Annotated in this window: 19 protein-coding genes, 1 other RNA gene and 1 pseudogene; 16 read left to right on the forward strand and 5 right to left on the reverse strand. The window is 53.9% G+C overall.

Features of this window, described 5'->3' with window-relative positions:
- Positions 1–91 precede the first annotated feature (91 nt).
- The 4 genes from G5B42_RS02100 (at position 92) to G5B42_RS02115 (ending at position 4,883) form a co-directional block, all read left to right on the forward strand.
- Positions 92–1,111, forward strand: a complete 1,020-nt coding sequence (locus G5B42_RS02100; protein ID WP_181338793.1) for a hypothetical protein — start codon at positions 92–94, stop codon at positions 1,109–1,111.
- Positions 1,112–1,253: 142 nt separating this feature from the next.
- Positions 1,254–2,195, forward strand: a complete 942-nt coding sequence (locus G5B42_RS02105; protein WP_181338794.1) for a 3-oxoacyl-ACP synthase III family protein — start codon at positions 1,254–1,256, stop codon at positions 2,193–2,195.
- 373 nt (positions 2,196–2,568) lie between these two features.
- Positions 2,569–4,095 (forward strand): DUF1538 domain-containing protein, encoded by a 1,527-nt coding sequence (locus G5B42_RS02110; RefSeq protein ID WP_181338795.1) that lies wholly within the window; start codon positions 2,569–2,571, stop codon positions 4,093–4,095.
- Positions 4,096–4,184: 89 nt separating this feature from the next.
- Complete coding sequence (locus G5B42_RS02115; protein WP_181338796.1) at positions 4,185–4,883, forward strand: P-II family nitrogen regulator; 699 nt, start codon at positions 4,185–4,187, stop codon at positions 4,881–4,883.
- A gap of 108 nt (positions 4,884–4,991) precedes the next feature.
- On the opposite strand, the gene rnpB is transcribed toward G5B42_RS02115, so the two are convergent.
- Positions 4,992–5,392, reverse strand: an RNA gene (rnpB, locus tag G5B42_RS02120) — RNase P RNA component class A.
- Between the two features lie 106 nt (positions 5,393–5,498).
- Between rnpB and G5B42_RS02125 the strand changes: the two genes are divergently transcribed.
- Positions 5,499–6,233, forward strand: a complete 735-nt coding sequence (locus G5B42_RS02125) for an AzlC family ABC transporter permease (RefSeq protein ID WP_181338819.1) — start codon at positions 5,499–5,501, stop codon at positions 6,231–6,233.
- The gene (locus tag G5B42_RS02130) at positions 6,233–6,538 is read left to right on the forward strand and encodes an AzlD domain-containing protein (RefSeq protein WP_181338797.1); all 306 of its coding nucleotides are present in this window, start codon (positions 6,233–6,235) and stop codon (positions 6,536–6,538) included. Before G5B42_RS02125 ends, G5B42_RS02130 begins: the two co-directional genes overlap by 1 nt.
- A gap of 100 nt (positions 6,539–6,638) precedes the next feature.
- Here the strand turns inward: G5B42_RS02130 and G5B42_RS02135 are convergent, their stop codons facing one another.
- Both G5B42_RS02135 and G5B42_RS02140 read right to left on the reverse strand, forming a co-directional pair.
- Positions 6,639–6,974, reverse strand: coding sequence for a rubredoxin-like domain-containing protein (locus tag G5B42_RS02135; RefSeq protein WP_181338798.1), 336 nt, complete (start codon positions 6,972–6,974; stop codon positions 6,639–6,641).
- 31 nt (positions 6,975–7,005) lie between these two features.
- On the reverse strand, positions 7,006–7,542 hold the full coding sequence (locus tag G5B42_RS02140) for a MarR family winged helix-turn-helix transcriptional regulator (RefSeq protein ID WP_181338799.1): 537 nt from the start codon (positions 7,540–7,542) through the stop codon (positions 7,006–7,008).
- Positions 7,543–7,923: 381 nt separating this feature from the next.
- On the opposite strand from G5B42_RS02140, the gene G5B42_RS02145 reads away from it, so the two are divergent.
- The 6 genes from G5B42_RS02145 to G5B42_RS02170 all read left to right on the forward strand — a co-directional run bounded on the left by G5B42_RS02145 (position 7,924) and on the right by G5B42_RS02170 (position 14,339).
- Positions 7,924–8,916, forward strand: coding sequence for a LacI family DNA-binding transcriptional regulator (locus G5B42_RS02145; protein WP_181338800.1), 993 nt, complete (start codon positions 7,924–7,926; stop codon positions 8,914–8,916).
- Positions 8,917–8,942: 26 nt separating this feature from the next.
- On the forward strand, positions 8,943–9,263 hold the full coding sequence (locus G5B42_RS02150) for a hypothetical protein (RefSeq protein ID WP_181338801.1): 321 nt from the start codon (positions 8,943–8,945) through the stop codon (positions 9,261–9,263).
- Between the two features lie 12 nt (positions 9,264–9,275).
- Complete coding sequence (locus G5B42_RS02155; RefSeq protein WP_231133164.1) at positions 9,276–10,238, forward strand: ABC transporter substrate-binding protein; 963 nt, start codon at positions 9,276–9,278, stop codon at positions 10,236–10,238.
- 190 nt (positions 10,239–10,428) lie between these two features.
- A complete protein-coding gene (locus G5B42_RS02160) occupies positions 10,429–11,370 on the forward strand; it encodes a carbohydrate ABC transporter permease (protein ID WP_181338803.1) in 942 nt (313 codons plus the stop codon).
- Between the two features lie 26 nt (positions 11,371–11,396).
- On the forward strand, positions 11,397–12,242 hold the full coding sequence (locus G5B42_RS11765) for a carbohydrate ABC transporter permease (RefSeq protein ID WP_331274016.1): 846 nt from the start codon (positions 11,397–11,399) through the stop codon (positions 12,240–12,242).
- Between the two features lie 78 nt (positions 12,243–12,320).
- Positions 12,321–14,339: a glycoside hydrolase family 3 C-terminal domain-containing protein gene (locus G5B42_RS02170; RefSeq protein WP_181338805.1), complete on the forward strand. Its 2,019-nt coding sequence runs from the start codon at positions 12,321–12,323 to the stop codon at positions 14,337–14,339.
- 140 nt (positions 14,340–14,479) lie between these two features.
- Here G5B42_RS02170 and G5B42_RS02175 read toward each other — a convergent pair whose 3' ends face one another.
- A complete protein-coding gene (locus G5B42_RS02175; RefSeq protein ID WP_181338806.1) occupies positions 14,480–15,193 on the reverse strand; it encodes a LysM peptidoglycan-binding domain-containing protein in 714 nt (237 codons plus the stop codon).
- A gap of 236 nt (positions 15,194–15,429) precedes the next feature.
- Here G5B42_RS02175 and G5B42_RS02180 point away from each other — a divergent pair, with 236 nt between their 5' ends.
- From G5B42_RS02180 to G5B42_RS02195, 4 genes are all read left to right on the forward strand, one after another.
- On the forward strand, positions 15,430–16,329 hold the full coding sequence (locus tag G5B42_RS02180) for an RluA family pseudouridine synthase (RefSeq protein ID WP_331274017.1): 900 nt from the start codon (positions 15,430–15,432) through the stop codon (positions 16,327–16,329).
- Between the two features lie 93 nt (positions 16,330–16,422).
- Positions 16,423–18,390, forward strand: a complete 1,968-nt coding sequence (gene tkt, locus G5B42_RS02185; protein ID WP_181338807.1) for a transketolase — start codon at positions 16,423–16,425, stop codon at positions 18,388–18,390.
- A gap of 70 nt (positions 18,391–18,460) precedes the next feature.
- Positions 18,461–19,027: a chromate transporter gene (locus G5B42_RS02190; RefSeq protein ID WP_181338808.1), complete on the forward strand. Its 567-nt coding sequence runs from the start codon at positions 18,461–18,463 to the stop codon at positions 19,025–19,027.
- A gap of 49 nt (positions 19,028–19,076) precedes the next feature.
- A complete protein-coding gene (locus G5B42_RS02195; protein ID WP_181338809.1) occupies positions 19,077–19,598 on the forward strand; it encodes a chromate transporter in 522 nt (173 codons plus the stop codon).
- Between the two features lie 114 nt (positions 19,599–19,712).
- Here the strand turns inward: G5B42_RS02195 and G5B42_RS02200 are convergent.
- Positions 19,713–19,839: pseudogene (locus tag G5B42_RS02200) on the reverse strand (IS256 family transposase); the annotation flags it as partial.

A 19,839-nucleotide genomic window follows, 5' to 3' on the forward strand; every position in this document is an offset into this window, starting at 1 on the left:
GCGGCAGCAGGAAAAAGGGGGCAAACCAGGAATAGTTAATATTCGCTCCTAGCAATAAATTACGAAAAATAGACGAAGGAGGCGATCCTTGTTGAAGGCACTGGCCCTTTTTTCGGGTGGGCTCGACAGTTTGCTCGCGATTAAATTGATCCAAGAAGCCGGGGTGGAAGTGGAGGCGGTGAATTTCATCCAACCTTTTCTCGCCCCCGCCGAGGAAGAAAAACGCATTGCCCACCTGCAAAAACTCCTTGCGCAACTGGGGGTAAAGCTGCACGTTGTCCGCCTGGACGATGAGTACCTCCGGATTTTGGAAAACCCGAAACATGGTTACGGCAAGGCAGCCAACCCTTGCTTGGACTGTCATATCTTCTTCCTCCGCAAAGCCGGGGAGATGATGAAGGAGTTGGGTGCCTCTTTTTTAGTCACCGGCGAAGTCGTCGGCCAACGGCCCAAATCCCAGTACCGGGGGGCTTTTCCCAAAATCGACGCCGAAACCGGGCTGGCCGGTCTGATCGTACGTCCCCTCTCCGCCCGGCTTCTCCCCCCCACGATTCCGGAGGAAAAAGGCTGGATTTCGCTGGACCACTGTCCGTCGATCCAAGGACGGCAACGCAAAATCCAACTGGAACTGGCCGCCAAATACGGTTTGGAGTATGAATCCCCCGCCGGGGGTTGTCTCCTCACCAATGTGGAGTATGGCCGTAAAGTAAAGGATCTGATTAGAGCCGACGGGCACCTGACCATCGACGGCCTCCGTCTCCTGCGGATCGGCCGCCACTTTCGCCTAAGTCCGCATTTTAAAGGAATCGTCGGTCGTAACCAACGGGAAAACCGGACTCTCTTCGCTCACTTTTACCAAAAACGTCGTACCGAAGGCCTTTATCTTTTCAAGGCTTTGGGCGCGCCCGGTCCTTTAACGCTGGGTTTGGGCAACCCCACCGCCGATGACCTGCGCAATCTCGCCCACATCACCAGCCGTTACAGCGATCATCCGTGGGACACGGCGGTTACCGTTAAAATTTTGGCCAGTGGCAAAAACCACCGCCTGACCACCGAAACCGTGACAAAACAACAAGGGGTGCTTGATCTGGAGCAGTTCCGGATCGTCTAACCTCGTTTGTCGTTCATCTTTTCGCAATTATTTCCCGAAAAAAACTTGCCCCAAAGTACAGGATCGATTATAATTAGTAGTAATTATTAATACTTGGTTCTAATAATTCCATAAAAATAACAGCGAAAAGAAGGGAACGAAAATGAGGAAAATAGGGCTTGTCGCGGTCGGCACTTATGTGCCGGAAAAAAAGCTGACCAACAGTGACCTGGAGAAGATGGTTGATACGTCCGATGAATGGATCACAACCCGGACCGGGATCAAAGAGCGGCGGATTGCCCCCGACGACATGCACGCCTCCGACCTCGCGGCCAAAGCGGTAGCCGATTGTTTAGCCCAGGTTCCCAACCATTATCGTCCTCAGTTGCTCATCGCCGCCACCAGCACCGCCGAGAAGTGCGTGCCCAACCAGGCCAGTCTGGTCGCCCAAAAGTTGAACCTCACCAACTTGGCCGCTTTTGACTTGAATGCCGCCTGCTCCGGATTGGTTTACGCCTTGGCCGTCGGCTGGAGTTTAATGCAGACCGGAGGTTACGACCATACCCTCATCGCCGCCGGGGAAAAACTCTCCCGCTTCGTCAACTACAAAGACCGTACCACCTGTGTCCTCTTCGGTGATGCGGGGGCGGCCCTCCTGCTCAGCGCGGAGGAGCCCGAACATGAGATCCTCGCCGTTGAACTGGGCGCCGACCCGAGCGGAGCCGATTTGGTGGTCATGGGCGGCCTGAACGACGAGTTTTATTTCCGCCAAGACGGGCGTAACGTCTTTAAGTTCGCCGTGGAAAAAATGGGTAATCTGATCGACCGCTTGAAAGACCGGTTGGGCCTCACGGATAATGACCGCTATTTCGTCATTCCCCACCAGGCCAACAGCAGAATTTTAGAAGCCGTCGCCCGGAATAAGGGCATTCCGGAGGAACGAATGATCTCCAACATCGCCAAGTACGGGAACACCTCAGCCGCCTCCATCGGCCTGGCCCTCAAGGAGGCTTGGGCTGAAAAGCGCTTTAAAAAAGGGGATTATCTTTTCTTGATTGGCTTTGGGGGCGGATTGTCTTGGGCAGCCGCGGCGGTTCGGTGGTAAACCGCCGCCGCGCATAAATAGCCTCTCCCCCCACCCCCACCGTCCACCTGCGCCTCTCCTTCACTGCGACTTTCGTCTGAACCCTTTTGCTCACCTACTTAAACGTCCCGGAAAATGTTGCTTTATATTTACAAGCAACAGCCAAATATTAGGGCATAATCCGCTTAAATAAGCCATTTTGCTAAAATATACGTAAATATTCTTAAATATGGTTAAATATTAGTTTAAATCGGTAGAATGGCTGGTCAAAGATATATATAATTATGTTATACCTTATTACGATCTTCGATTCGTATTTGGGATGGACAATCTGTGTCGTGGACACCGATTTTTGCCTGTTATTTAGAAGAACGAAGTTGGAGGCGGTAGGGGAATGAAAAAACTGCTCTGGGCAAAATTCAAAGAATCCTTTTTAACTGTCCTTCCGATCATTGTTATTGTTCTAGTATTGGCGCTTACCGTCGCACCAATGCCCTTTTATAGCGTGGTTCTTTTTCTGCTGAGCGCCCTGATGATGATTCTTGGCATCACCCTGTTTAACCTCGGGGTCGATGTTTCTTTAATGCCCATTGGCGAACATATCGGCTCGGGATTGGTGAAAAGTAGAAATTTAAAACTGATCGTGGCCTTGACCTTTGTGATCGGCACCTTTATCAGCATCGCCGAACCGGACCTGCACGTTTTGGCCCGGCAAGTCAGCGGGATCCCTGATTCCGTCATTATCCTGGCTGTTTCCGCCGGTGTCGGGCTTGCGCTGGTCGGTGCTTTTCTCCGCATCCTGTTTCAGGTCCGGCTCTCTTCAATCCTTGCTGTCTGCTATATACTGGCCTTTATCGTATCCGGATTTACCAGCAAAAACTTTCTTTCCGTCGCTTGGGAGTCGGGAGCCGTAACCACCGGCCCGATTATGGTCCCCTTTGTTATGGCCTTGGGGCTTGGCCTGGCTTCAGTCCGGGGTGATAAAACTTCGGAAGAGGATAGTTTTGGTCTGGTCGCCTTCTGTTTGATCGGGCCCATTCTCACGATGCTCCTCCTGGGCCTCTTTTTTGAACCGTCGGGCGGAAGCGTCCTGGCTATTCCCGAACTGCTTTCGCTGGGTGATATCTTCCAACTTTTTCTGGCTAATTTCCCCGAGTTTATAGGGCAGGTGGCCCTTGCCCTCCTCCCGATTCTTTTACTCTTTATCGTCTTTCAAGTAGTCTCCCTTCGTCTCCGGAAAAGAACATTATTGAAGATTCTCATCGGCACCATCTATACTTACGCCGGTCTTGTTCTTTTCCTTACCAGTGTAAATGTGGGTTTCATGCCCGCCGGGTACCAACTGGGGGGGGCCCTCATTACGAATACGCCGCCCTGGGCCTTAATCCTGATCGGCCTGGCCACCGGTTATTTTGTCGTGGCCGCGGAACCGGCGGTTTTCGTCTTAAAAGAACAGGTTGAAGACATCACCGACGGCGCGATCTCCGGCCGGAGCATGGGCCTTGGTCTGTCCATCGGGGTGGCTTTCTCGGTCGGGCTGGCCATGTTCCGGATCTTGACCGAAACTTCCTTGCTTTATATCGTAATCCCCGGGTACACGATGGCGTTGCTCTTGTCACTGATTGTTCCGCCCCTTTTTACGGCGATTGCTTTCGACTCGGGTGCTGTGGCCTCGGGACCTTTGGCCGCCACTTTTCTCCTCCCGTTGGCGATTGGGGCCTGTGAAACGAGCGGGGGCAACATCTTCACTGATGCCTTTGGCATCGTGGCGCTGGTTGCGTTGACTCCGGTACTCACTATCCAGTGCTTTGGCTTGGCTTATCGGATCAAAGCCAATCGGGCTGAGAAACAAATTACAATTCCGGTTGCCGAAGATTCGATTATTATATATGATAAAGAGGACAACTTTCCAGAGCAATAATATGCAAATGAAAAGGCGGGCGCCATCGGGCAAACCGCAAGGAGCAGATGCTGCTTAGCTTTGGAGAGGTAAACAGGGGGTACTAATAAATGGTAGCAAAAGTGGAGCGTTGCTTGGAAGCATTAATTACCATTGTCGATTATAGTCTGGGGAACCAGTTGAAAAAGTTATATAGGCGGGATGAAGTGCCCTTTTATCTCCTAAGCCACGGGTACGGATCCGCCAATTCGGAGATCTACGAGCTCCTCGGCTTTGGTAGTCCAAAGAAACTAATTGCCATCAGCATCCAGAGTATCGGCATGACCCGGCAAATTCTCGCGCGCCTCCGCGAGCAGATCGATCTGCATCAGGTTGGAACGGGCATTGCCTTTACCATTCCTTTGGACAGTTCCAGCAGTATCCTATGGAAAATCTGCCAAGAAATCGATAAGGATAATACAGAGATGGGAAGTGAGGAACAGAGCATGGAGTTAAAAGAGCCTTATGCTTTAATAGTCACCATTGTGAACCGTGGCCATTCCGATCTGGTGATGACCGCGGCCAAAGCAGCCGGTGCCACCGGCGGAACGCTGCTCCACGGCTTGGGATTGGGTTCGAAGGAAGCGGAAAAGTTTCTTGGCATTACGATCCAACCGGAAAAAGATGTCATTCTAATCCTGGCCCCCCGAGCGAAGAAAGCCCAGATCATGGAGAAAATCACCCACGATGCCGGGTTGAACACAACCGGTCGCGGGATCTGTTTCTCGCTCCCGGTTAACAACGCCCTGGGTCTGGTCGACCAGGTTTAAACGAAAAGGGAAGTATATACCAAACCGCTATGTCGTCACCGCGGACTTCGTATATTGCCGACGGATCAAAAAAAGAAGCTATCCACGGGGATAGCTTCTTTTCTACTGTTACCAACCGGACCTATAAGCCGAGTTCTGTACCGACTGCGGAGGCAGTCGGCGGTAACCATTTATCTGGGACGACAGTTACCTGCCGCCTCATGCGACCGTACCCGAGGGAAGAACGGGCCATTCTTGCGTCTGCCGGGCAGACGCCCCCTCCTATTCGGTCTTGCTCCGGGTGGGGTTTACCAAGCCGGTTAATCACTTAACCGCTGGTGCGCTCTTACCGCACCTTTTCAGCTTTGCCCTGGACCAGCATTGCTGTATCCAGTCGGCGTTTCCTTTTCTGTGGCACTTTCCTTGAGGTCACCCTCACTGGACGTTATCCAGCACCCTGCCCTATGGAGCTCGGACTTTCCTCAGGCGCAACCTTTCGTCCTTGCGCCCGCGGTTACCCGGTCCGGTTGGTTCCAGGGATAATATATTATCATAAATGGCGGTAAAACTCAATGTTAAATCCCGCCAGTTAGGAAAATCGGACAAAGGTAGGGACGAAACTTGCCAAGCCCATTATTGACTTCCCCGCACCCAACTCCATCAAAAAGCCGGTCGAGGCAGGAGTTTAGCCTCGGCCTCCGCCACGGGCTGCCCATCGCCCTGGGTTATCTCCCGGTCTCCTTTGCCTTCGGCCTGCTGGCCGTGAAGGGCGGTCTTCCGGCCTGGGTGGCCACCCTTATTTCCCTCACCAACCTGACCTCGGCCGGTCAGTACGCCGGGACCAACCTGATCCTCGCGGGGGCCTCGCTCCTCGAGATTACCCTGACCACTTTGGTCATCAACCTCCGTTATCTGTTGATGTCCCTGTCCCTCGGACAAAAGCTGGCCCCCGGTCTGACCTTAAGAGAAAGGTGCCTCCTGGCCTTCGGGATTACCGACGAGACCTTCACCGTCGCTTCCCTCGAACGCACCGAGATCACCTTCCCTTACATGGCAGGCTTAATCATTGGTCCCTATACCGGTTGGGGCACCGGAACCCTCCTCGGAGGAATCGTCTGTACGCTGCTGCCCGCCAATCTCCAAAACGCCTTGGGCATTACGTTGTACGCCATGTTCATCGCGTTAGTGCTGCCCCCGGCCAAAAAATCCCCCGCCATCCGCCGGGTCGTCGGGGTGGCGGTCGGGCTCACGGTCGCCCTTACCTGGCTGCCCGGGTTACGGCTGCTCTCGTCTGGATGGCGGATCATGGTCGCCACCGTCATTGCTTGTCTCTACGGCGCGCATTATTTCCCAAGGAAGGAGGTTCAATAATGGGCCGTACCTTATTGGCTGTCTTTTTAATGGCGTTGGTCTCTTACCTGCCGCGGGTGACCCCCTTGGTTTTCCTGCGCCAAAAGATCAAATCACCCTTTATCCAATCCTTCCTTTACTATGTCCCCTATGCCGTCTTGGGGGCAATGACCTTCCCCGCCATTCTCAGCGCCACCGGGGACACAACCTCGGCGCTAGCCGGCTTCGGCGTGGCCCTCCTCCTTGCCTTCTACGAAAAGAGTTTGATGACCGTTGCCCTCTGTGCTTCCCTGGCGGTCTACCTTTGCCAGCTCTTCCTGGGGTAAACCGTAAAACCGTAAAATAAATGAATTAAACTAATGACAAAACCCGCCATCCGGCGGGTTTTGTTTATCTTCTAATAAGGAAGCTTGGCGCTCTTTTTGCTTAACCCCATTTCCCTTTCCCCATATGGGTGGCCAGCTCCGCCTTGATCGCTTGCTGCAATTCAACCGTATAACCGATGGCCTTTTTGAAGAGGGCAACACAGGCCGGATCCAACTCATCGTCCCGGCCAATCTCGGAGAGCTCTTTCACCTGTTCCAATAAGGCCGAGAGTTCCATATAAATCTGGTTGGTCTTCCGGGACCGGTCGATCAACTCACTTTTCTCCACCGGAACCTCGGTAAACTTCTCCATCGCCGCCCCGCATTTCGGGCAAGCCGCGGGAGCTTGCTCCCCATCATGGATGTACCCGCAAACGCCACATTGCCACTTTTTCATCATTGGTCCTCCTTTTCAGTTGATTTTTTATTTAATTTGGAACCCGATCACGTCCGGTTAATTCCCGGCAGATCAAGTTTCCAGGACACTCGTTCAGATGGGCCAGGCCGCACCGGAGACAGATCTGATCCAGTGTCTCGTTGTCGATTAGGGTCGCCTCTAAAAAATCATGTAGGCTCTGCTCAAAAGCGGCCAAACTTTCCGGGGCAAGACGCTCAACAATCGCCTGAAGGCGCTGGAGCGATTGCCGCCGGGCGTTTTCCAATAGGCGAACCCCGGCGGGGGTGAGGGATAAAAGGATCTGCCGCCGGTCAGTGCGGGAATACTCCCTGCGTACCAGGCCTTTCTTCTCCAACCGGTCGATCAGCTTGGTCACCGCGGCGTTACTGATTTGCAACCCTTCGGCAACATCTTTCACCATCGGTGTCTGGTGGAAATAGATAAAACGCAGACAGTTCTCCTGAACTTGGGTTAGACACTCCCCGTCCTGGACCAGTGGTTCATAGACCACCTTTTGTAAAGCCAGGGCAAACAGCTTGATCGTAAGGTCCAATAACTCAATATCCATTCGTCTCAACACAACCTTATAATATTTATTAATATGGTTTAATATTACTATATTTAATTAACCACGTCAATTTGTTTTTTAACCATTTTTTCTCTTTCACCGGGCTGCTTTTGGCGCCAAACCGGTTTCTTTGGCTGCCGAAAAGAAAAAATAAATATTTTTTTGCTATCGGCAGGAAAAAATGGATCGAGCGCGAAGATTAAAATTGAACTTTTGAAAATTCTTTTCAAAACTCGCTAAGGAAGTTGTTAAAATAAAGTTATAATTTACTCATCACTAACATATGGTGAGTGTAAAAGCTTTTTGCCTACTTTTGGCGGAAGAAACGTTCATCCCAAAACCAAAGGAGTACAGACGCACTATTATTAACGGAGGTTCTTCATGGTAACGATTAAAGACATCGCCCGCCGCGCCGGAGTCAGCCCCAGTGTGGTGTCACGGGCTTTAAACAACAAATACGGCGTCAAAGAAAGCACGAAACAGTTGATCAAAGCCATTGCCCGCGATATGAACTATTACCCAAATGCGGCCGCCCGTCGTCTGGTGACCCGCAAATCCGGCATGATTGGTGTCATGATGGCGGACATCTCGGAACCCTTCTACGCCCAGATCATCAAAGGCATGGAGTACGTGGCCAGTCAGACCGGATACACCTTATTGTTTTCCAACTCCTATGACAACATAGGAAAAACAAATGTTTTACAAAAAATGATCGTCACCGAAAACGTGGACGGGTTGGTCATTGTCGGCAGCAACCGGCAAGACACCAGTTTCACCGGAATTTTACTGGAGAAAAAGATCCCCTTTGTCCTGATTGAACGCAATCTCCAGAACGAACAGGTCAATTGTATCTGGATTGACAACAAAAAAGCCGCCTACTGTGCCACCAAGCTCTTGCTCGAAAAAGGACATAAAATCATCGCCCATATCGCCGGGAACATGCAAAACCAAGTGACCCTCGAACGCCTGGCCGGCTACAAGGAGGCCTTGAAGGAAGCGGGTGTTTCGGCACCGGAACGTTGGGTCTTTCCTGCGAACTACCTTTGTGAAGACGGTTACCGGGCAATGCAGGAGATCCTGCGGGTACTACCCGATTGCACCGGGGTTTTTGCGGGCAACGACAGTATGGCTTACGGTGCCTTGCAAGCAATCCATGAAGCGGGTTTTGCCGTACCGAAGGATATTGCTTTAGTTGGCTTCGACGACTTGGAGTTTTCCGCGTTTACCAACCCCCCACTGACCACCATCCGGCAACCCCGTTACGAAATGGGAATAAAATCCATGGAGATTTTAACCCAAATCCTCAATGGTGAGATAAAAAACGGAATAAACCTTTGTCTTCCCTTTGAATTAATTGTTCGCCACTCCGTATAAATTTTTCGAGATTATCACAAACGTTTGTGAAACGCTTCGGCCCACGGGAAGAAGAGGTTGCAAAGGAGGAAAAGGGCGCCCTTCCTGGCGCTGCTGCTCATCACTGTCATGCTGGTGGGAATGTTTACGGTACCTCCGCCAGCAAAGTTAAACTGGTAGTTTGGGGGCGGGATCTCCCCGATGATGACCCGGCCCACGCTTACATCAAAGCGTTGATCAATGGTTTTCGGGCCAAAAACCCCGATATTGACCTGGAATACCTGGCTTTAGGGGATCCGGGCCTGATGGATAAGACCAAAGTGGCCATGGCGAATAACCGCGACCTGCCCCATATCTTCCAAAGCTGAGGCGGCTCGGTGATGGGCGGTTATGCCGATGCCGGCCGGCTGCTTGATTTGACGGAAGAATTGAAAGATATTCCGTGCAGTCCCGCCGCCCGGCAGGCTATGACCTGGAAAGGTAAGATCTACGGGGTGGCCCCCTTCTTTGCCATTGCCGGCGTGTTCGTGAACGAGGACATCTTTGCCAAGTACAACCTGAAAGTCCCCACTACCATCGCGGAGATGGAAAAAGTCGCCGACACGCTTTTGGCAAATGGTATCCAACCGTTTGCCGTCGGGGCGCGTGATAAATGGCCGGTCCTGGCCATGTACATGTACTTTGTCAACCGCTACGGCGGGATGGAAGCCTTCGCCAACGCGCAGGCCAGAAAAGCCCGCTTTGACGCGGAACCCATGGTGAAAGCCGCCCAGTTGTATCAAGAATGGGCGAAAAGAGGCTACTTCGGCCCGACCCCGCTGGGTGAGGCCTATGGCGATGCGCAACAACTGATGGCGACCGGCAAAGCGGCCATGCACGTAACCGGTTCCTGGATGTGCGCCCAATACGCCGATCCCGACTTTACCGACCAGAAGATCGGCTTCTATCCCTTCCCCATCTTAGAAGGGGGCAAGGGCAAAGCCACTGATTTTATGGGTCAGACCGATATTGGGTTCGCCGCCACCCGGGTAGCCGCCGAAAACAAAGAAGCCGTCGTCCGTTTCTTGAAATACGCCATGAGTGTCGAGGCCTGCTCGGCGGAGCTTGGCCGGATCTGTTCCGTCCCGGGGGTCAAGGCCCCGAACCGGCTGACCGAGATGGCTTCCGCCGCCTTTACCAAAGCGGAGGCGATCCAGTTCTGGTGGGATCAGGATCTCCCGCCCACGATCACTTCACCGCTCACCGATACCCTGCAGCAATTCTTACTGCCCAACACCGACGTGAAACGGCTCTTAACCAACTACGAACTGTTGGTTGAAGAGACCATTGGTCCGGTCCAATAAGGACGGGAAAAAGGCGAGCGGGGGTCGGAAGGTCTTCGCCCCCGCTTGCCTTCTTGCTAATTGCACCTAATTGCACCGGTTACTGGTGCGTGATCTCCGCTCGCCCCGCGAGGCCGGCCGGTTCCGTTTCGTGGCGGTGCGCTAATTTCCCAGTTAGAGATGGTTTATCTTAGTTTTGGAGGTGTTTTTGGTGCCCGAAAACGCCAAAGCTTATTCAATAATACCTGGGCGCAGCAAAAAAAAGAAGCCGCTGGACTGGAATGTTCTGATCTTTAAGATCGTCCTCCTTGCCCCGGCGGTGTTGTTCCTGGTTGTATTTATGTATTATCCGATCGAGGAAACCTTTCGGCTCTCGATGACCCGTTCGACCGGTCTCGGCCCGGCCGTCTTCATTGGTCTCCAGAATTATATCCGTCTTTTTCAAAACGAAGAATTTCTGATGGGGTTAAAAAACGTCCTCCAGTGGGCTTTCTGGAGTGTGGTGATCCAGATTCCCCTTGCCTTTTTTATCGCCTTCAGTTTATCCATCTTTAAAAATAAGATCACCAAACCGTTGCGGGTCATCTATTACTTGGCAAACGTGCTCCCGTCGGCGATCACCGCCATGCTCGGTCGTTTCGTCTTTGCCCCCCGCCATGGGGTCATCCCTTCACTGGCCAACAAGTTTAACTGGCAGTGGCTGGCCCGGATTGATTTTTTGGGCAATCCCAATCTGGCCTTCTGGTCGATCTTTGCGATCGCAACCTGGGCCTACTGCGGGTTTTATATTATCTATCTGATGGCCAACATTGAACAGATTCCCCAGGATATTCGGGAGAGCGCCGAGTTGGACGGCGCGACGCCCTGGCAGTACGCGTGGTATATTGTGATCCCCATGACCTCCTATGCCCTGCGGATCGTCTCCATTTTGTGTATCGTCGGCAGTATGAAACTTTTTGACCTGCCTTGGCTGATGACGACGGGCGGACCGGGTTATGCCACCTCCACCCTAGGCATTGTCCTGTATAAAAACGGCTTTGTGAACTGGCAGTATGGCCGGGCGGCCGCGATCGGGGTGATCATCTTCCTACTCTCACTGTTCTTTACCATCCTCCAATTTTCCCTCCAGCGAAAGGATCGTGATGTGTTATGAGAAATCAGCCTGTCCCTTCCGCTCCGGTGAGAAAAGCCGTTTCCGTCCGGTCAAAATTGACGGCGTTCCTGATCACCCTCTTCCTTGTCTTATTGGCTTTGGCCGTCATCTTGCCTCTGCTCCTTCCTTTTATGTTCGTCTTCAAAACGCGTCTCGAGTACAACTACCACCCCTGGAGTTGGCCGACGGAGATCCGCTGGACCAACTTTATTGAAGCGTGGCGCGCCATCCAGATCGGCCAAGGGCTTTTAAATACCATTTTTGTCTGTTTGGGCGCCATTGTCTGTACGGTCCCCGCGGCGGCCATGGCCGGATACATCTTTGCACGGTACCGGAGTAAAGTGACGGAAGTAATCTTCTACTTCATCCTCGCCGGTTATTTTGTCCCGGTCCAGATGGTTCTGATCCCGCTTTATCAGTTATGTGGCTTATTGAATATCACCGACACCCTTCCCGGGTTGTTCTTGCCGATGACCGCTTTTGGGATTCCCTTCTGGACCATCATTTACCGCTCCTTTTTCATGCGTCTGCCAAATGAACTGGCCGAGGCCGCGCGGATTGACGGCGCCGGCCATACCAACATCTTTCTCCGGATCATGTTACCCCTTGCCAAACCGGCAACGGTCCTGGCCACCCTGCTTGTTTTCATGGGGGCCTGGAGCGATTACCTGTTAAGTTTGATCATGATCAACAGCGCACAGAACTACACAATGCAGCTACGAATCGCCCAGTTCATGAACCAATACGGTGTTGACCACATGCCGCGTTATGCCGCCGCCACCATTATTGCCGCCGCCCCCACCGTCATCTTGTATATCATTGGTCACCGGTGGATCATCCAGAGCACCCTGGCAGGGGCTTTAAAAGGATAACCGGCGCGGTGAAATAGTCCTTATTTGACACCTTAGCGCCAATCGAATCCAAATCGTATTATGCACACAAGGAGGCTTATGAAGATGACAAAGCAAGATGAAGCATTGCCGGTTTACAAAGACCCCAGCCGGAGCTTGGACGAACGTGTCGACGATCTCATCGCCCGGTTGACTTTGGAGGAAAAGATCAGCCAGATGCTGTACTTCTCCTCCGCCCTTCCCAGGGTGGGCATTCCGGAGTATAACTGGTGGAATGAATGCTTGCACGGGGTCGCCCGCGCCGGTGTGGCCACGGTCTTTCCCCAGGCCATCGGCCTGGCCGCCTCTTTCAACCAGGAGTTATTGTACCAAGTGGCCTCCGTCATTGCCGATGAAGCCCGGGCCAAACACCATGAGTTTGCGAAAAAAGAAGACCGGGGGATTTATAAGGGGTTAACCTTTTGGTCGCCGAACATTAATATTTTCCGCGATCCCCGGTGGGGACGGGGCCAGGAGACCTACGGCGAAGATCCTTACCTGACCGGCCGTTTGGGCGTAGCTTTCATCCGCGGTCTACAGGGGGACCATCCGAAATACTTAAAGGTGGCGGCCTGTGCCAAACATTTTGCGGTCCACAGCGGGCCGGAGACCTTGCGGCACGAGTTTAACGCCGTAGTCGGGGCCAAGGACCTCCGGGAGACGTATCTCCCCGCCTTCCGTGACGCCGTCATGGAGGCGAAGGTCGAAGCGGTCAACAACGGGTGTGATCTCAATTGTGGGCGGGTCTTTGCTTCCCTGCAAAAAGCCGTCGCGCAGGGGTTGGTAAGCGAAAAAACAATCGACCAGGCGCTGCGGCGACTCTTCAAGACCCGGTTTAAACTGGGTATGTTCGACCCGCCGGAACTTGTCCCCTATGCCAACATTCCTTACGAGGTCAATGCTTCTCCCGAACACCGGCGGTTGGCTTTGCAGGCGGCCCGCGAATCAATAGTCCTCTTGAAAAATGAAGACAATCTCCTCCCCTTGGACCCGGGAAAAATCAAAAGGATCGCGGTGATCGGGCCGAACGCTGACAATAAAGATATTCTCCTCGGCAATTACTACGGGGTCCCGGCCCAGTATGTTACCCCTCTCGCCGGGATCAGGGCCCGCGTCGGCCCGGACGTACAAGTTTTATATGCGCCCGGCTGCGACCTGGCGACCAGGACACCCGATTCTTGGGGCGAAGCGCCCACCAGCGGGTTTGCCGAGGCGTTGGCTGCCGCGGAACGGGCGGAGGTAGCCATCCTCTGTTTGGGGCTCTCGCCGAAACTGGAGGGCGAGGAGGGGGCCGTCGCCAACTCCGACGGCGGCGGCGACCGGACCAGCCTGGACCTACCCGGCATGCAGGAAGAACTGCTCAAGGCGGTGGCCGCCTTGAATAAACCCGTGGTGTTAGTCCTTTTCAACGAGAGCCCGGTCGCCATCAATTGGGCCCAGGAAAAGATTCCGGCCATTATTGAGGCCTGGTATCCCGGCGAGGAAGGCGGAACCGCCCTCGCCGAGGTGATCTTCGGTGACTATAACCCCGGCGGGCGGTTACCGGTGACTTTCGTGAAGTCCCTTGACCAGCTCCCGCCCTTTACCGATTACCGGATGATGGGCCGCACCTACCGTTACATGCAAGACGAACCTTTGTACCCCTTCGGTTACGGTCTGAGTTATACGACCTTCGCCTATCGCCAGCTCGCCATTGACAAGACCAGTTTTGTGATCGGCCAAGACCAGTCCGTCAGGGTCACGGTGGAGGTGGAAAACACGGGGCCGGTGGCCGGCGACGAAGTGGTCCAACTTTACCTTAAACACCTAGACGCCACGGTGGTCACCCCCAACTTTGAACTGCAAGGCTTTAAACGCTTGTCCCTGGCCCCCGGAGCAAAACAAACCGTGGAATTTGTCCTACAGCCGCGGCAGCTGGCGGTGGTCGACGAGACCGGCACCTTCCGGCTGGAACCGGGTACGGTCCGGATCTACGTCGGGGGACGCCAACCGGATGCCAGAAGTCGTGCTTTGGCCGGAACCGAGGTTTTGGAGGCTACTATAGTCCTCTCCGGACCGGTCCAAACACTGGCCCCTTAAGATCGGGTGCATCCAGCGCGGGTTTTGTCAGGGCCGGGAAGGTGAGCCCGGCACGGGCAAACGGCAAAAACGGCAAAAAATAAAAAACAGTCCGCCGCAAAGAGCCAGGACTGCAGAAAGGAGGCTTTGCCTCCTTTCTTTTAAAATAACCTTCTCCTTCTCCGGCAGAGCCGTCGGCGGCGGCGCGGGCGATAGGGACACTCTTCCCACGGTACCTGGGGACTGGCGTAAACAAAGGCCCCCGGGTAATAGGGCTCCGGTAACGGTGTCCCGGTGGCCACACTCGGGTAGCGTTCTTTCTCCCGCGGCGGGCAGGGCACCGGGCTAAACTCCGGCCTTTCCGGAACAGGATGGAAATGACCTTCCCACGGCGGACAGGGCGGACACGGCATCGGCGGCGGCGGGGGGCACGGTTGCGGCATGGGCATCGATGGAGGACACGGCTGTGGCATGGGCATTGGAATGCAGAGCAATTCTCCGGGTTGGAGCTGATTGGGGTCGGTGATCTGCGGGTTCAGGAATAAAAGTTCCTCCACGCTCACCCCCAACCGTTGGGCAATGTCAAAAAGCGTCTCCCCAGGGGTCACCATATAAGTCAAACCGGTCGGACATGGCGGCGACGGTTGCGTCATCGGCGGTAAACAAATTACTTGCCCCGGAAAGATCAGATCCGGGTTGACAATTTGCGGGTTGACCGCCAGCAGCGCCTCTAAAGTAACGCCAAAACGCTGGGCGATCTGAAACAAGGTGTCCCCCGGGACGACGGTGTAAGTAGCACCGGGACAAGAGGGAACCGGGTGCATTGCCGTTTGGTCGTAGATTTCCTGGTCCGGGAAGATCTGGTCTACGTACATACTTCTCCCTCCTTAATGCAGAAACCAAGTTCCTGGTCAAAAAGCTATCTCCTGCTCTTTCCAATGATGACAACAGTGGCTTGAACAGCTTTCAATCTAGCATATTCGGGGCGATCACTATTTGTCCCCGGGCGGAAAGTACAAGTAACAAGCGCCCATGACTATGTTATAATAAAGGCGATTACTTGTGAGTAGGAGGTCGTTCATGTCCCAACTCCCCCCCCCTGCAGATCAGAATTCTCCCGGCCTGGCGGGGACGGACCATCGAATCCATCCTGCGCCAGGAGTTTTCCTTCTCCCGCCGGCAAATTATTGCCCTCAAAAAATGTAATGGGCTGATCTTAAACGGCGTTCCCGTCTATGCGAAAACCCGGCTCCGGGGTGGCGAGAACTTGCTCGTCCGGTTTCCGCCCCCACCCCCCCAGAAGCTCATGCCGGAAAAGATCGACGTGGAGATCACCTATGAAGATCCCGATCTGATCGTGGTGAATAAACCTGCCGGGATGCTGGTCCATCCCGTGCGCTTTCACCGGAGCGGAACTTTAGCCAATGCCTTAACATACCACTGGCAAAAAACCGGGTCCGCCGCAGCCTTCCATGCGGTGCACCGTTTAGACCAGTCCACCTCGGGCTTGCTTTTGATCGCCAAAAATCCCTGGTCCCACCAGCAGCTCTCTTTACAGTTGCAAAATAATTCGATCAACCGGCTATACCTGGCCGTCACCGCCGGTTTTCTCCCGGCCACCCACGGTTTGATTACTGCCCCGATCAAAAAAGGTGCCACCGGGATTAAACGGTACATCGCCCCCGACGGCCAACCCGCCTGTACCCGTTTCCGGACACTTAAGCAGTCGGAGCAAGCCGCCCTTCATCTGGTCAAGTTAATCACCGGGCGCACCCATCAGATCCGGGTGCACTTTGCACATATGGGTGCCCCGTTATGGGGTGATGCCCTCTACGGACACCCCGACCCGCACTTTTCCCGTCCGGCGCTCCATGCGGTCAGCCTCAGTTTTATTCACCCCCGTCACCAGCGGCGGGTCAAGTTTCGCGCGCCGCTACCGCCGGACCTGAAAACATTAACCCACCATCTGGGGTTAATCCCGTCTGAAGATCGGGTTACATGTACTTTTTAATTTCGTAACATCATTTCGGAAAGGATTATCACCGGACAGAGAAGAAATAATATTTTTGGGTTCTTATCAAAAAAATAGGAAAGGAGTTTAGCCATGATTACAACCATCGCTAACACGATTCGAGGTTTAGCCGCAGATATGGTCGAAAAAGCTAATTCCGGCCACCCTGGCATGCCACTGGGGGCAGCAGATCTGGCGGCTGTCCTCTACGCCGAAGCCTTAAAGCATGATCCGACCTGCCCGGAATGGCCGGACCGGGACCGTTTCGTTCTCTCCGCCGGACATGGTTCTGCTCTCCTCTATAGCCTGTTACATTTAACCGGCTATCCACTGCCGATGGAAGAACTGAAGCGTTTCCGCCAATTAAACTCCAAAACCCCCGGTCACCCCGAATACTGGGAAGTTCCCGGCATCGAAACCACCACTGGTCCCCTGGGTCAAGGTATCGCCAACGCCGTGGGGATGGCCTTAGCCGAAAGAATGCTAGCCGCCCGGTATAACCGGCCCGGGCATGAGATCATAGACCATTATACCTATGTGATCGCCGGCGACGGCTGTTTGATGGAGGGCGTGTCGTCCGAGGCCTGCTCCTTAGCCGGCGACTTGAAACTGGGTAAACTGATCGTCTTTTATGATGATAACGAGATCACAATCGAAGGCTCGACGGATCTGGCCTTCAAAGAGGATGTGGCAAAACGCTTTGCCGCCTACGGCTGGCAGGTTCTGAGCATCGACGGCCACAATCCGGAAGAGATCCGCAAGGCCATTGCCGAGGCCAAAGCCGATCGGAACCGCCCGAGCTTGATCGTGGCCAGAACCGAAATTGGTCACGCCAGTCCCCTTGCCGGCAATCCTCATGTGCATGGTGCGCCCTTGGGCAAAGAGAACGTAGCCGCCCTCAAAAAGAACCTGGGGCTGCCCGAAGAAGAATTTTACGTTCCCACCGAAGTACAGGCTTTCTTCCAAGAAAAACGGAACGAATGGCTCAAATGCCGTCAGGATTGGGAGCGCCGCTTTGAAGCCTGGGCCGCAGCCTATCCCGATTTAAAAGCGGACTGGGACCGGATCATGCGGAAAGAGCTTCCCGCCGATCTGGAGTCGGCCCTGCCCAAGTACGAAGCCGGAACCTCCTTTGCCACCCGTGAAATCGGTGGTAAGGTATTAAACGCTTTGGCAGCCAAACTGCCCGAACTGGTCGGCGGCTCAGCGGACCTGGCTCCTTCCACCAAAACATATATCAACGGAGCTGGTGATGTCAGCGCTGATGACTTCAGCGGCAAGAACCTCCGTTTTGGCGTCCGCGAACACGGAATGGGGGCCATCTTGAACGGGATGGCACTGCACGGTGGTTTCCGGGTTTACGGTTCGACCTTCTTTGTCTTCTCCGATTATATGCGTCCGACCATCCGTTTGGCCGCCCTCATGAAACAGCCGGTCATTTTCGTCTTCACCCATGACTCTTTCTACGTGGGCGAAGACGGACCCACCCACCAGCCGATTGAACACGCCGAGGCACTACGGGTCATCCCCGGCCTTCACACCATCCGCCCGGCCGACGCCAATGAAACGGCCTGGGCCTGGTTGTCCGCCCTCCAACGGACCGATGGACCGACTGCCCTGCTCTTGACCAGACAAAACGTGCCCACCCTTACCGGGACCAATTGGGACGGGTTTAAACGGGGCGGTTACGTCCTCCGCGAACCGGAAGGCAATGCCGACCTTGTAATCATCGCCACCGGGAGTGAAGTCGCCCTGGCCCTCGCCGCTGCGGAAAAATTGGCGGCCGAAGGAAAAAAAGCCCGGGTGGTCTCCATGCCTTGCCGCGAAGTCTTCTTGGCCCAGGATCCGGACTACATCAAGCGTGTTCTAGGCACCGATCTCCCGCGGGTTACGATCGAAGCCGGCGTTGGCAGTGGTTGGTACCAACTGACCGGCCCTTCCGGCCTGGTGATCTCCCTAGACCGCTTTGGAGCCAGCGCCCCGGCGGGCGACCTGCAAAAACTCTTCGGCTTTACCCCGGACGCGGTCGTCGCCCGGATCAAAACCCACTTTGGCTGGTAATTAAAGGAACAAAAGAACCTGGGCTCACCCCAGGTTCTTTTTTCACTCTCGTAAAGGACGGTGCAAAACGTTGAAGAAAAAAACCTCCCTTTTCCGCCTTTTCCTCACCTTCTTCAAGATCGGCGCCTTTACCATCGGCGGCGGTTACGCCATGCTCCCCCTGATCCAAAGGGAGATCCTCGAGGAACACCAATGGCTCGACACGGAGGAGTTTACCACGATCCTGGCCATCGCCGAAATGACGCCGGGACCGGTGGCGATTAATACCGCCACTTTTGTCGGTTACCGGACCGTCGGCGTCCTCGGCGCCGTCGCGGCTACACTGGGCGTCGTGCTTCCTTCTTTCTTAATCATCCTGACGATCGCCGTTTATCTGCCCCGTTTTGCCGGCCACCCGGTGGTGGAACGGGTTTTTTACGGGATCCGGCCGGCGGTCGTCGCTTTAATCGGCCATGCCATTTATAAATTAGGCCGTAAGATCCTGACCAACTCCTTCGCCTATGCCGTCGCCCTCGGCGTCTTCCTGGTGCAACTCCTCTTGCAGATCCCGCCCATCCCCGCGCTGCTCATGGCCGCCGGAGCGGGAATCCTTTATTCCGTTCGCTCCCAAAAACAGCGGAAAGCACCGGAAGATTAAAAAGATAATTGGATTACAGATATTATTTTTTAAGTAGGTGATATCAACCATGGGACTCTTGGGTGACCTCTTTTTTACCTTTTTCAAGATCGGCGCTTTCACCTTTGGTGGCGGCTACGCCATGCTTCCTTTGATTCAGGAGGCGGTGATTCATCAACACGGTTGGTTAACCCAGAAGGAATTTCTCGAGATGATCGCCATTGCCGAAATGACACCCGGTCCGATTGCCGTCAATACCGCTACTTTTGTCGGGTTCCGGATGGCTGGTTTTTGGGGTTCCACCTTTGCCACTCTGGGCGTAGTCCTTCCTTCTTTCCTGATCATTCTGCTCATCGCCCGGAATTTCGAGAACCTGGGGGATTCGCCCTGGACGAAAGGGTTTTTTACCGGCGTAAAACCCGCGATCATTGGTTTAATCGGCATCGCCCTCTGGCGTCTGGGCAGTGCTGCGTTGATCGATTATCAATCCATTCTGATCTTCCTGGGTGCCCTTTTCTTATTGATCAAAGGGCGTCTCCACCCAATTCCCGTTATTGCCTTGGCCGCCCTCGGCGGGCTTCTTCTCGCCTAAAGAAAATTCCCCTCCGGCGAGGGGAATATATATATATAAAAGGAGGTGATATCTGTTAAAACGTTTTTGGATCAAGTCCAGATTAGTGTGTAAATTCCTCAGTTATCAATAAGCTTATCTGATATACGCAATATTGCTTTGATCATTGATTTGTTTTTGCTCTTCTTGCCACTGAAGGTATTCACTCATATCCAGATACTTTTTGCCGGCTATCCACTTGTCGTCAATTTCCATAAGTAAG

Source organism: Capillibacterium thermochitinicola, assembly GCF_013664685.1.
Classification (GTDB): domain Bacteria; phylum Bacillota; class UBA4882; order UBA10575; family UBA10575; genus Capillibacterium; species Capillibacterium thermochitinicola.